The sequence below is a fragment of the Microvirga yunnanensis genome (assembly GCF_025460875.1).
Genome location: NZ_JAMXFI010000021.1, coordinates 77,281 through 90,544 on the forward strand (window position 1 = coordinate 77,281; position 13,264 = coordinate 90,544).

The window sequence follows — 13,264 nt, forward strand, 5'->3', positions numbered from 1 at the left end:
CGCGCTTCTCGCCACCTCGCGAAGAGAACATCCAGAAGCGAACGGGAGGACATGATGAAGACTGACTTGAATCGTCGTACGTTGCTGAAATCCGCCCTCGCGCTCGGCGGCGCCGCGACCGTGGGCGCTCCGGGCCTGAGCTGGGCGCAGGGCGAAGGCGGCCGGCTGCGCTGCACCTGGTGGGGATCGCCGGACCGGGCGCGGCGCACCACCGAGGTGGGCAAGCTGTTCCAGGAGCGCACCGGCATCGAGATCGCCGGCGAGCCCGTGGGCGCCGATTACTGGGCCAAGATCGGCACCCAGATGGCGGGCCGCAACATCGCCGACGTGTTCCAGCTCGAGCCGAGCAGCCTCGCCGATTATGCCGGGCGCGGCGCCGCCAAGCCCATGGACGAGTTCGTGGGCAAGCAGCTCGACATCTCCAGCTTCGGCGACAAGATGGTCGACCTGTGCCGGGCCAACGGCAAGATCTACGGCGTGGCGCTCGGCCTCAACTCGTTCTCGCTCTTCTACGACCAGACGGTGTTCGAGAAGGCCGGCATCAAGCCGCCGACCCACGAGACCACCTGGAAGGAATTCGCCGACATGGCGGTCGATCTCACCAAGGCGGTGGGCCGGCCCGACTATTGGGGCGCGCCCTACGGGGCCCGCTATCACTACGTGTTCGACGTATGGCTGCGCCAGCGCGGCAAGCGCCTCTACACGGAAGACGCCAAGCTCGGTTGCACGGTCGACGACGCCAAGGAGTGGTTCGCCTACTGGGAGGACCTGCGCAAGCGCAACGGCTGCGTGCCGGCCGACGTGCAGACCCTCGACCAGAACCAGATCGAGCGCAATTCGCTGGCGCTTGGCAAATCGGCCATGGGCCTCACCTATTCGAACCAGCTCATCGGCTACCAGCTCCTCACCAAGAACAAGCTCGGGATCACCATGGTGCCGCAGGCGGGCGGAGGCGCGAAATCCGGCCACTACTACCGGCCCGCGCTGATCTGGAGCATCGGCTCGACGACCAAGCAGGCCGACAAGGCCGCGGCCTTCATCAGCTTCTTCGTCAACGATGTGGAGGCCGGCAAGATTCTCGGCGTCGAGCGCGGCGTGCCCATGTCGCCGAAGGTGCGCGAGGCGATCCTGCCGAGCCTGAACGAGGTCGAGCGCGCCACCGTCGACTACGTCAACCTCCTGGCCGACAAGGTGAGCGACTACCCGCCGCCGGTTCCGATCGGCGCCGTCGAGTTCGACAACAACGTCATGCGCAAGGTCGCCGACCAGGTCGCCTTCGGCCAGATCTCCATCGCGGACGCGGCCCAGCGCATCGTCGAGGACGGCAACGCCGTGCTGCGGAAGGTGAACTGAGAGGTCGGATCCGCCCCCTGCACGTCATCACCGGCCTTGTGCCGGTGATCCCGATACGGTGAGGCGCGGCGCACTTCCCATCGGGATGGCCGGCACACGGCCGGCCATGACGTGAGGAGGGTGTCATCACCGGACCACATACGCACCACGTCATCACCGGGCTTGTCCCGGTGATCCCGATCGTCTGAGGCGCGGCGCTCCAACCCATCGGGATGGCCGGGCCCGTCCCGGCCATCCCGATGGGCGCCAGGGGCCGCCCTCGGCTGACACCCAGGCGCGATCGTGGCACAGTACCGTCGGGTGGAGGCACGTTCGATGGCCCAGACCGTGACGGTGTATTTCGCGACCAACCGCATGCCGCTCACCGAGGGCGGCCCCGACACCATCGTCGGATTCGGCTCGGAGCTCGGGCCCATCGACGGCACGGCGGTGCGGTTCGGCAGCGCGCAGGCGAGCGTCACGACGACGGGATCGCGCTTCGTGCCCGGGTCGCTCTACGTGGCGCCGGAACAGCTCATCGGGCCGGTGATCCGGCGCGGCAGCCGCGACATCTTCGAGAAGCTCCGTCAGGACATGCAGGAGGGCGGGCGGCCGACCCTCGTGGTGATCCACGGCTTCTCGAACACCTTCCAGGAGGCCATCGAGCGCGCCGCCTCGATCCTGACCTTCTACGGCATCGACGCCAACGTGTTCTCGTTCTCGTGGCCGTCCATCGGGACGCCCCTGCCCACGCCCCTGCCCTATACCGACTACTTCCACGACCGCGGCACCGCCCGGGCCTCGGGGGTCGCCATCGCGCGCACCATGCGCATCCTCTACGACTTCATCGATTCCCTGCCGCGCCGGGACCTGTGCCGCCAGCCGCTGCACCTCATCTGCCACAGCATGGGCAACTACGCGTTCCGCTATGCCGTGCAGGCCCTGATGCTGGTGCCCCAGGGCGAGCCGCGCGAATACGTGCGCACGGTCGATGCGCCCGCGACGGATGTGGAGGAGCGCCCGCTCCCGGCCCTGGTGGCGCTGCCCACCGAGGCGCCCGATCCCAACCGCCTGCGCCGGACCTTCGACCAGATCGTCCTGGCGGCGGCCGACGAGGACGAGGACGCCTTCGACGATCCCAAGGAGCTGCGCTACCTGCCCCGGCTCGGCAGCCGCGTCACGGTCTATCACACCCCCAAGGACTGGATCCTCTCGACCCTCAGCTCCGTGACCAAGTTCAACGGGCCGCGCCTGGGCGTCGACGGGCCCGACAACATGGCGATGATCAGCGACAAGATCACGGCCGTGGACGTGAGCGACGCCATCGATCCGGGCCACGATTTCCAGAGCCACCAGTATTACCGGCTCTTCCCGGCCGTGCGCGACGACATCGTGGCGGTCCTCTCCGGCGCGCGGCAGGACACCATCGCCAACCGGGAGCGCACCGACATCCAGCGCTACCGCCTGAAGGCGCCGACCCGGACCACGCGCCGACGGGGGTGATCGCACCCTCCCACGTCATCACCGGCCTCGTGCCGGTGATCCCGGTGCCGTGAGGCGCGGCGCCCTTCGGATCGGGATGGCCGGGACAAGCCCGGCCATGACGTCCAGGGTGGTGAGTCCCGGTGATGACGGGGCGGGCAGGATGGCCCGCCGCAAGTTTGGCCATATGTCGCTCTAGCGTTTCGCTCTCGACGCCGGGCCGCGCCAGGCCGGCGGCATCCTCAGGGAGCGAAACGGCCATGACCGGGTTTTCCGTCAGACGCCTCGGGTGGCTCGGGTGCTGGCTGGCCCTGTCGGTCGCCCTTCCGGCGCAGGCGGATCCCTTCTTCGTCCGGGTCTATGGCCGCACCTACAAGATCGATCCCCGGTATCCGTCCGACGAGAAGGGGCCCAAGCCCCAGGACGCCATGAAGGCCCTGCCGGCCGATCTCGCCAAGGGGCCGGGCTTCCGGCCCTCGCACGAGGAGGTGCTCGCCGAGGTCGAGGAGCGGGTCTGGATCGCCGGGAACCAGCTCGACGCGAAGCTCGACGACGCGGCCCGGTCCCGCGACCGGCGCGGCGGCGCACCCGACCCGAAGGCGGCCCGACAGGAGATCGCCGGGTCGCTCGCCACCGGCGACGGGCCCGGCCGCTCGCCGGAGCTCCAGACGCTCTACGACCGAAACCGGGCGCTCAACCTGCTGGCGCGGGAATTGCGGCGCTCCCTCGACCTGCCGGTGCGCACGCCGGATTCGGGCTTCTCGCGGCCGAAGCTGACGCCCGAGATCGAGGCGATCTTCCGGGCGCAGAACTTCGACCCCTACGCGGCCTATATCGGATTCCGGCGCGTGAAGGCGGCGTTCCGGTCCAACGACGCGGAACTGCTGGCCCGCACGGCCCATTACCCCGTGACGGTGACCGGCAAGGTGCGGCGCACCCTGCGCACCCGGGAGCAGCTCATCGCCGCCCGGGAGACGCTCCTGAACCAGGCCGTACGGGACGCGGTGGCCAAATCCACGTTCGAGACCGTGTTCGTGCGCGACAAGGGCATGATGCTCGGCGACGGCGCGGTGTGGATCACGAGCGACAAGACCGGCTTCGGCCTCGGGGCCGTCCAGGTGGAGTGAGGGCTGGAGTGAGGGCCGGCGGGCCAGAAAATGCGAAAGCCTGTGGATCCGATGGTCCAGCTTGGCCGTTATGCCTCAACTTGGCCGGGTTGCTCCGGCACCGTTATCCATGACGTACCCATGACGACAGACGACCAGTGAGGAGATCGGAATGACAAGGGGCTGGCACTTTGGGATCGCGGCCGTCACGGCCCTGGTGGCGCTCGCCGGAACGGCCCACACGGCCGAGGCCGCGCAATGCGGCAATTCCGCCGCCGGCTTCGAGCAGTGGAAGCAGGACTTCGCCCCGGAGGCGCGGGCGAAAGGCATCGGACCCACGGCGATCCAGGCCCTGATGGCGACCGACTACGCGACCGCCACGATCCGGGCCGACCGGGGCCAGAAGAGCTTCCGGCTCTCTCTCGACCAGTTCATGGCCAAACGCGGCGCCAACGTGATCGTGTCGCGCGGGCGCTCGCTCAAGCAGTCGAACGCCGCCCTGTTCGCGTCGCTCGAGCAGCGCTACGGGGTTCCGCCGGGACCGCTCATCGCCATCTGGGGCATGGAGACGGCCTTCGGCAGCCAGCGCGGCAACCAGCACACCCTCTCGGCGGTGGCGACCCTGGCCTACGATTGCCGCCGCTCGGAGTTCTTCACCGACCAGCTCTACGCGGCCCTCACCCTGATCGACCGCGGCATGCTCTCGGCCAACGCGCGCGGCTCCATGCACGGGGAGATCGGCCAGACCCAGTTCATGCCCAAGAACATCCTGGCCTACGCCAATGGCGGCAATCTCGACAACACCGCCGACGCCCTGGAGGCGACGGCCAACTTCCTCAAGGCCCACGGCTGGCGCGCCGGCGCCGGCTACCAGCCGGGCGAGCCCAACTTCCGGGCCATCCAGGCCTGGAACGCCGCCTCCGTGTACCAGCAGGCCATCGCGCTGATCGGCCAGCAGATCGACGGCGGAAGCCGCCGGTCGGCGGAGCGCTGACGCGTCGGATCGACGACCGGCCCCCTCCCACCCCATGGCCGGGCTTGTCCCGGCCATCCCGATCCGAAGAGCGCCGCGCCTCGCTGCGTCGGGATCACCGGCGCGAGGCCGGCGATGACGTGGCGGGTGTCTTATCCCCGCCCTCCTGCTTCGCCGCCGGCGGGGTCGGTTCGCCGAGCGACAGCATGAGCCGGTTGGCCCAGTTGAAGAAGGACGCGCCGTTGATCACGTCGATGATCTCGCCGTCGTCGAGGCCAGCCGCGCGCAGGGCCTCGATCTGCCGCCCGCCGAATGCGATCGGCGTGTCGGTGAGCGCCACGGACGCCTCCACGATGGCGTTCCAGCGCGGGTCGATATCCGCCTCCACGCCCTCGTCGAGCAGGCGCTGGATGTCGGCGCCGCGCTTCGAGTACTGGGTGGCGAAGCGCGAATGCACGGACGCGCAGAAGATGCAGCCGTTGGACCGGGAGGTCGCGGTGGCGGCGAGCTCGCGCTCGGCCCGTGGCAGGCCGTTCGCCGTGTTGTAGAAGATGTCCTTGTCGGTCTTCGTGCGCGCCTGCAGCACGTCCGGATCGCGGGCGAGCAGCAGGAAGTACGGCGACTTGGCCCGCGAGGCGTCCACGAGCCCGGCCCAGTGCCGCTCGGTGAGCTGGTCGGCCGGGAACGGCTCGAGCCAGGGCAGCCAGCCGAGCTCGTCCTGGGTGAAGGCCACGGGCTCCCGGTTGTCGGGATGCGACAGCGTTGTCTCGGTCATGGACTTTCCCCTCTCAAACGGCGCCGGACGCCAGGACGCCCGTGAAGATCTGCGTGTATTCCGTATCCGTGCTCTCGACCACCGACGCGCCCGCGAGCGCCCGCAGGCCCGCCACGACGCGGATCTGGAACGACAGGAAGGCGACGAGTTGCGACAGGGTCACGATGTCGGTGGTCGACCAGCCGGCATCGAGAAGCGCCTGGAGGGCGGCGGGACTCGCGTCGCGCGGGTGGAAGACGAGGAGATGCGCGTGCTCCAGGCCGGCCGCGAGGCGCGCGCCCAGGCTCTCCCGGCTGTCCGCCGAGACCCGGTAGGAGGGCCCGTCCTTGTCCTCGACGGAATGCGGGCCCGCCGGATAGCGCCCGTAGGGACCCTCGGTGGCCCCGCGGGCGATCTCGGACACGACCACCTCGGTCAGCCGCGGATGCCCGTGCCGCTCCAGCGCGGCGGCGTAGAAATCGCCCACATGGGGCTGGCGGTGGAGCCCGGCCACGAAGGTGGCGAGCGCATAGCGCTCGAGCGGCGTGACGGTGCCGGGAACCTCGGGCTCGAACAGGGCGAGATAGCTCTTCTGCGCGTTCTCGCGCGCCTGCGGCCGCTGATCGCGCAGGCGGTCGAGGCTGGATCCCGGCCGGATCCCGGCCAGGTGATCGATGACGTCCGTCGGGGTGGTGCTCATGGGTGTCTCACGGTCCGGTGGTGGGTGATGGGTTCGGGGCGACGTTCAGCGCGAGGTTCATCGCACCAGGGCGACGCGCTTCTCGGGCCGGCCCGCGGCCGGAGCCTGCCAGCGGAGCGCCGGCGCCACGTCGCTGGCGATCAGCTCGATCGAGCGCAGGATGTCCTCGTGCGGGGGATCGACCGAATGGACCTGGAACACCAGGTCGGTGACCCGCGGCAGGGTGGTGTCGCGGCTCAGGGATTCGAGCACGTCCTCGGGCGTGCCCACATGGGTGTCGAGGGCCGCGATGATGTCCGCGAGGCTGTCGCCCGGGATCACGTGGCCCTTGGCGGCGAAATCCGCCACCACGCGGCGCAGGCCCGTCTCGGCGAGGCGCAGGGCCTTGTCCCGGCTGTCGGCGACGAAGAGCGAGCGCGACGCGACGATGCGCGGAGCCCGGCCCTCGGGCAAAGCCGCCAGATAGGCGTCGATGATCGGATGCTGGAGGTCGGGCAGCGTGGCGTGCGGCGCGTCCTTCGGCCGGGGCTGCGTGCGCGACAGCATGAGCCCGTCGCCGGCCTTGCCGGCCCGGATGCCGCCGCCGACCGAGAAGGTCGCCTGCCAGACCCGGTCGTCGAGGTCGGGCGCGACCGGATAGAGCGTGTCCCCGCCCTCCAGGCTCCCTCCCGTCCAGGCGCTGCGCAGCACGGCGAGGTGCCGGTCGTAGATTTCCGACCGGTTCGCGCTCTCGAGCCCGAAGGCCGTGAAAGACGACGGCGTGCCGCCGGTGCCGACGCCGATCTCGAGCCGGCCGCCCGACAGAAGGTCGAGCACCACCGCGTCCTCGGCGACCCGGATCGGGTTCTCGAGCGGCAGGGTGATGATGCCGGTGCCGAGGCGGATGGTCGAGGTGCGCGCCGCCACGTGGGACAGGAACACGAGCGGGGCCGGCAGCCCGCCCTCCGCGGCGTGGAAATGGTGCTGCGCCACCCAGGCGGAATCGAACCCGTGGCGCTCCGCATGGATGATCTGCTCGGCCGCGAGCCGGTAGCGCTCGCCCGGGCCCGCGTCGTCGAGAAGCCGGGTGAAGAACCCGAGCCGCCTGGTGGTCGAAGATGCTGTCATGGCTTTGCTCCGGATCGCTTAAGGGAAGGAACGAGGATCGAGATTGCGCCCGCCGGGAATCGCCGCGATGAGCTCGCGCGTGTAGGGGCTGCCCGGGCGCTGGAACACCTCCTCGACCGCGCCGCCGTCGACCAGGCGGCCGTTGTGCAGCACCGAGACGGTGTCGGAGATCTGGCGCACCACCGCGAGATCGTGGGAGATGAACAGGTAGGTCAGCCCGAGGGCCTGCTGCAGCTCGTCGAGGAGCGTCAGGATCTGCGCCTGCACGGTCACGTCGAGGGCCGACACGGCCTCGTCGAGCACCAGCACCTGCGGGTCGAGCACCAGGGCGCGCGCGATGGCGACGCGCTGCCGCTGTCCGCCCGAGAGCGCATGGGGCCGTCGCGTCAGGACCGACGGCGGCAGGCCGACGCGATCGAGGATGGCCTCGACCTTGCGGGCCCTGTCGTGGCGCGGCAGCGGATCGAAGTTCAGGAGCGGCTCCTCGACGATCTGGAAGATCGTCTGCCGCGGATCGAGGGACGCGAACGGGTTCTGGTAGACGAGCTGGATCGTCTTGCGGAACCGCCGCAGGTTCTCCCCCCGCAGGGACGTCACGTCGATCCCGTCGACCAGGATGCGGCCCGCGGTCGGCTTCTGGAAGCCCACGATGCTGCGCGCGGTCGTGGTCTTGCCGGAGCCGGATTCACCCACGATGGCGTGGGTCGTGCCCCGCCGGACCGTGAAGGACACGCCGGCCAACGCGCGGAACACCTCCCGGCCGCCGACGGCGAAGTCCTGCACGAGGTTCTCCACCACGATGGCATCCCGGCGCGGGCCGATGTGCACGGGCTTCGACCGGGCCGCCGATCGCGTCTTGCCGAGCGACGGGGCGTCGGCCAGGAGCTGGCGCGTATACTCGCTGCGCGGCGCCGCGAGCACCTCGGCGGTCGGGCCCTGCTCCTGGATGCGTCCGCCATTGAGCACCACGATGTGGTTCGCCCGGTCGGCCGCCACGCCCAGGTCGTGCGTCACCAGGAGAACCGCCGTGCCGTCTTCCCGGCGCAGCTCGTCGATCAGGTCGAGGATGCGCTTCTGCACCGTCACGTCGAGGGCGCTGGTGGGCTCGTCGGCGATGATCAGCGCCGGGCGCAGCGCGATCGCGATGGCGATCAGCACGCGCTGGCGCATGCCGCCCGAGAGTTCGTGCGGGTACTGCTTCGCGCGCAGCTCGGGCTGGGACAGGCCGACCCGCGCCAGAAGCTCGATCACCCGGGCGCCGATCTCGGCCCGGCTGCCCTGCCGGTGGATCTGGAGCACCTCGGCCACCTGGGCCCCGATGGTCTTGACTGGATTGAGGGAGCTCGTCGGATCCTGCGGGATCAGGCTGATCTTCTGGCCGCGGATGCTGTCGAGCCGCTTCTGCGACCAGCCCGCGACGTCGGTTCCGTTGAGCCGGATCGCGCCGCCTTCCAGGCGCCCGTTCTCGGCCAGGAGGCCGATCACCGCCTGCGCCGTGGTGGTCTTGCCCGAGCCCGATTCACCGACCAGGGCCACGACCTCGCCGGGACGCACGCGCAGCGACACCTCGTGGACGACGCGCTGGAGGCCCTCCGGGCCGCGATAGGCGACCGCGAGACCGTCGACCTCGAGAACCGGCACGTCCGCCACATCCGTCGCCGTGGGCCTGAGGGAGATGGCGCTCGTCATGGGCGGGCCTTTCCGAAGGACTGGCTGATGCGGTTCGCCGACAGGACCACGAGGATCACCACGATGCCCGGCACGGTGGTCAGCCACCAGGCGCGCGCCAGGTAGTTGCGCCCCTCGGCGATCAGCAGGCCCCATTCGGGCGTGGGCGGCGGCGCCCCGTAGCCGAGGAAGCCCAGGGTCGAGATGGTCAGGATGGCCCAGCCGAGCTGCAGGGCCGCGAAGGCGATCACCGAGGTGAGCGAGTTCGGCAGGATGTGGCGCAGCAGCACGCGGCCGAAGGTGCCGCCGCTTCCGAATGCGGCCTCGACGTAGTCGCTCGCGCGCACCCGCACCACCTCGGAGCGCGCGAGCCGCGCGAAGCTGGCGATGGACGTGATGCCGACCGCGATGGCCGCGTTGACGATGCCGAACCCGAGCAGGATGACGATGCTGAGCGACAGGAGAAGCTGCGGGATCGACAGGAGCACGTCGACGCCGCGCATGATGGCGCCGTCGATCCGGCCGCGCGCCGATCCTGCGACGATGCCCAGCGTCGTGCCGACCAGAAGGCCGACCCCCACGGCCACGAGGGCTCCCGAGAGCGAGTTGCCGGCCCCGTGGATGATGCGCGCGAGAAGATCGCGACCCAGGGCATCGGTGCCGAGCCAGTGCTCGGCGCTCGGCGCGCGAAGCTGCTGGCGGGCCACCCCGACCGTCGGGTTGTAGCTCGTGAACCATTGCGGGAACAGCGCCCACAGGACGACGACCGCCATCACGAACCAGGCCAGGACGAGGCCGGGCCGGATGCTCTTGACGGTCTTCAGCCAACCGGCGCCCGATGACACGCGCGCGGCTTCCGGCGACGCGCCGTCGAGGACATCCTGGTGGTCGCGCAGGAGACTGCGTCCGATCGTGTTCAGGCCGGTCATGCGACGGCTCCCTGTTTCACCCTGAGGCGCGGATCGAAGACGGGGTAGAGCAGGTCTACCGTGAGATTGATGAGCACGAAGGCCCCCGCCGAGAACACCACGATGGCCTGGAGCACCGCGACGTCCTGATCGTTGACGGAGCGCTGCGTGAGTCCGCCGAGGCCGTTGAGGCCGAACACCGCCTCGGTGACGACCGCGCCGGCCAGAAGCTCGCCGAACAGGATGCCCCCGATGGTGAGCGTCGGCAGGACGGCGTTCTTCGCCACGTGCTTCCACAGGACCCAGCGATGGGACGCGCCCTTGGCGCGGGCGACCGCCACGAAGGGCTCCGTCAGCACGTGGTCGATGTTGCGCATGAGGATCTGGGCGAGCGGCGCCGAGATCGGGACGGCCAGCGTCAGGACCGGCAGGACCAGCGCCTGCCAGGGCCCGGGATTGATGACCGGGATGAGCCTGAGCTGGAACGAGAAGATCTGGATGAGCAGGATCCCGAGCCAGAACACCGGCGTGGAGATGAACAGCGCCGGGATCGACTGGATGAAGGCCCGCAGCCAGGAGAACGGCGCCAGGGCCGAGAGCGCCGCGAGGGCCACCGCCACGACCACCGACAGGAGGAAGCCGAGCGAGGCCAGCCACAGGGTCTGCGGCAGGTTGGCGAGGATCAGGTCGCCGACCGGAACGCCCGCGTGGATCGAGTAGCCGAAATTCCCCGTGAGGAAGTTCGCCACCGTGTGGAGATACTGCACGGGCAGCGGGCTGTCGGCCGCGTAGGCGGCGCGGATGTCGGCGATCTGCTCCGGGCCGAGCCCGAGTTCGGGATTGAGGAACTTGATCAGGATGGCGTCGCCGGGCAGAGCCTGCAGCAGGATGAAGGAGACGGTGAACGCGGCCCACAGCACGAGGGCCGCCTGGCCGATCCTTCCGATCACGTATCGCGACATGGGAGATCCCGTCTGGGTGGGGGATGGGAGCGGGGTCCGGCCGGTCGCGCCCTGTCGCGCGGCCCGGCCGGATCCCGGGGTTCGTCAGCGGCGCGGCGCCAGCCAGGTGTTGTAGAAGCTCGGACGGCCGACCGCCTCGAAGGACACGCCCTTCACGTAGGGGGCGGCCGCGAAGGCCTGCGGCTCCTCGAAGATCGGAATGGCGTAGGCCTGGTCGACCACGTAGGCCTGCACCTCGCCCGCCACCGCCAGGCGCTTGGCGCGATCCGGCTCCGAGGCGAGCCGGTCGAGGAGCTGGTTCAGCTTCTCGTCCACGAAGGTCTGCACCTTGTCGCTGTTGCCGCCCTTCTGCAGCAGCACGTTGCGGTTGGTCGGGTAGTACTGGCTCTTGATCACGTCGGGATCGGCGCGGCCGACCATGGCGGGCGAGACGGGCGCCTTGGCGGGATCGAGGTTGTTCACGACCGCGCTGCCAGAGTCGGCGGTCAGCACGTTCAGCTTCACGCCGATCTTCTCCCATTGCTGCGCGACGAGCTGGAGCGTCTCCTTGTTCTGCGGCTGCGGCAGGGACTCGTAGGCGGAGAGTTCGAGAACCTGGCCGTCCTTCTGGCGCCGTCCGTTCGCCCCGATCTTCCAGCCGGCCTCGTCGAGCAGGGCCTTCGCCTTGTCGAGGTCGTAGGAGAGCTTCGGCGAGAGATCGACATAGCCCGACGCCGTCTTGGCGATGATCGACGTGGCCTTCGGGTAATGGGCCGAGAACAGGGTCGAGACGATCTCGTCCGTGTTGGTGGCGTGCAGGAGCCCGCGGCGGACCCGGACGTCGGCGACGAGCGGGTTGTCGGGACGGAACACCACGGAGTTGTTCACGCCGCGGGTCGAGGGCGCGTAGATCAGGTAGCCCTCGTCCTCGACCTGCTTCTCGTCATAGGCCTGGATCTGGCGGATCACGTCGGCCTGCCCGGCCAGGAGGGCGCCGATGCGCACGCTGTCCTCGGGCGTGACGATGTACTTGATCTCGTCGAGATAGGCGCGGCCCTGGTGCTCCAGTTTCGCCGGGCCCCACTTGTAGTCCGGGCGCGCCTTCAGGGTAAGCTCGCGGCCGAGGGTTTCGCTCGCGACCACGAACGGACCCGACCCGATGATCTTGGTGGCGTCGCCGAGCGCCTCGTAGGGCAGCGCCAGCGTCTGCAGGGACACGAGGCCGGAGCCGATCACGGAGGTGCCCTGCAGGAAGCCGGGCGACGGCTTCTTGAAGAAGAATTTCACGGTCAGCGGGTCGACGACCTCGCTGCGGTCGTAGTTGTTGATGACTTCCGAGACCGGCAGCTTGAGGTCCTTGTTGCCGCGTCCGAACGTGTCGTAGTTCTTGGCCACGGCGGCCGCGTCGAGGGGCGTGCCGTCGGAGAAGGTCACGCCCGGGCGGATCTTGAAGGTGTATTCCGTCGCGTCCGCGTTCACCGTCCAGGATTCGGCGATCCAGGGCTCAATCTCCAGGGTCTTGGGGTTCTGGTAGGTGAGCTTGTCGGTGATCTGGTTGAGGATCCCGCCATTGGGATAGAAGCCGCCCGCCGGCGGGTACAGGTTGGTGTGGGCCTGCTGCTCGAGATAGACCAGCGTGCCGCCCTTGGCGGGCGCGCCGTCCGTGCCCGCCGCGTGGGCGCCGGCGCTCAGGAGCGAGACGCCGGTCAGGAACGTGGCTCCCACCAGGGCCGCGAGGCCCGCTTTGCTTCCGAAGCGCGATGTCAGTGTCACGGTCAATCCCCTTCCCGGCTGGTTGTCGAGCCGATCGATGCCCGAATTATCGCGGCGGAACGTCCGGAAAATCAACGGGAATGTTCTTTTTTTAGAACGGACCGGACGAGTAAAATCTTCTCCTTCGCAGCTCTGGAGGGAAGAAATGTTCTTTTTTGCCTAAGACCTGGGCTTTGTGCGGGCGACCGACGGCTCTGTGCCCCGCGGATTCCCAGGATCATGTTCGTTTTACAGAACGAGTCACTGGGCGCGGCGCTGCCCGATCGCCTGTTGCCGGTTTCCCTCCGGACGATCAGAATATCCGCGCGGAATCCCGAGCGGACGGGCCGGCCTTCAAGGCTCCCCGACGCCGACACCGTTCTCCGCGGCTGCGAGGAGCTTGTCCCATGGTCACATCGAAGTGGATCGGAAGCGCCGGGATCACGGGCCCGCTCTCCGTCCTGACACTGGTGGCTCTTGCCGCCACGGCCGCTCAGGCCGGTCCCTGCGGGGCGGAGATCGACCGGCTTCAGGCGGCGGT

The 13,264-nt window shown here is 69.4% G+C and carries 11 protein-coding genes; 4 read left to right on the forward strand and 7 right to left on the reverse strand.

The features are described from left to right. Positions 1–54: 54 nt before the first annotated feature. The 4 genes from NF876_RS13060 (at position 55) to NF876_RS13075 (ending at position 4,914) form a co-directional block, all read left to right on the forward strand. Positions 55–1,353 (forward strand): ABC transporter substrate-binding protein, encoded by a 1,299-nt coding sequence (locus NF876_RS13060; protein WP_262269226.1) that lies wholly within the window; start codon positions 55–57, stop codon positions 1,351–1,353. A gap of 315 nt (positions 1,354–1,668) precedes the next feature. Further along, complete coding sequence (locus tag NF876_RS13065; RefSeq protein WP_262269227.1) at positions 1,669–2,835, forward strand: alpha/beta fold hydrolase; 1,167 nt, start codon at positions 1,669–1,671, stop codon at positions 2,833–2,835. A gap of 239 nt (positions 2,836–3,074) precedes the next feature. After that, positions 3,075–3,941, forward strand: a complete 867-nt coding sequence (locus tag NF876_RS13070; protein ID WP_262269228.1) for a hypothetical protein — start codon at positions 3,075–3,077, stop codon at positions 3,939–3,941. Between the two features lie 151 nt (positions 3,942–4,092). Continuing rightward, positions 4,093–4,914: a lytic murein transglycosylase gene (locus tag NF876_RS13075; RefSeq protein WP_262269229.1), complete on the forward strand. Its 822-nt coding sequence runs from the start codon at positions 4,093–4,095 to the stop codon at positions 4,912–4,914. 94 nt (positions 4,915–5,008) lie between these two features. Here the strand turns inward: NF876_RS13075 and NF876_RS13080 are convergent, their stop codons facing one another. The 7 genes from NF876_RS13080 to NF876_RS13110 all read right to left on the reverse strand — a co-directional run bounded on the left by NF876_RS13080 (position 5,009) and on the right by NF876_RS13110 (position 12,744). After that, on the reverse strand, positions 5,009–5,668 hold the full coding sequence (locus NF876_RS13080) for an alkylhydroperoxidase domain protein (RefSeq protein ID WP_262269230.1): 660 nt from the start codon (positions 5,666–5,668) through the stop codon (positions 5,009–5,011). A gap of 13 nt (positions 5,669–5,681) precedes the next feature. Continuing rightward, on the reverse strand, positions 5,682–6,347 hold the full coding sequence (locus NF876_RS13085) for a CMD domain protein (protein WP_262269231.1): 666 nt from the start codon (positions 6,345–6,347) through the stop codon (positions 5,682–5,684). 57 nt (positions 6,348–6,404) lie between these two features. After that, positions 6,405–7,454: a putative FMN-dependent luciferase-like monooxygenase gene (locus NF876_RS13090; RefSeq protein ID WP_262269232.1), complete on the reverse strand. Its 1,050-nt coding sequence runs from the start codon at positions 7,452–7,454 to the stop codon at positions 6,405–6,407. An 18-nt stretch (positions 7,455–7,472) separates the two neighbouring features. Further along, positions 7,473–9,143, reverse strand: coding sequence for a dipeptide ABC transporter ATP-binding protein (locus tag NF876_RS13095; protein WP_262269233.1), 1,671 nt, complete (start codon positions 9,141–9,143; stop codon positions 7,473–7,475). Further along, positions 9,140–10,051 carry an ABC transporter permease gene (locus NF876_RS13100; protein WP_262269234.1) on the reverse strand — a complete coding sequence of 304 codons (912 nt, stop codon included), beginning with the start codon at positions 10,049–10,051 and terminating at the stop codon, positions 9,140–9,142. The genes NF876_RS13095 and NF876_RS13100 overlap by 4 nt, the downstream gene beginning before the upstream one ends. After that, positions 10,048–10,992 carry an ABC transporter permease gene (locus NF876_RS13105; protein ID WP_262269235.1) on the reverse strand — a complete coding sequence of 315 codons (945 nt, stop codon included), beginning with the start codon at positions 10,990–10,992 and terminating at the stop codon, positions 10,048–10,050. Before NF876_RS13105 ends, NF876_RS13100 begins: the two co-directional genes overlap by 4 nt. An 84-nt stretch (positions 10,993–11,076) precedes the next feature. Beyond that, complete coding sequence (locus NF876_RS13110; RefSeq protein ID WP_373696653.1) at positions 11,077–12,744, reverse strand: TIGR04028 family ABC transporter substrate-binding protein; 1,668 nt, start codon at positions 12,742–12,744, stop codon at positions 11,077–11,079. Positions 12,745–13,264 lie beyond the last annotated feature (520 nt).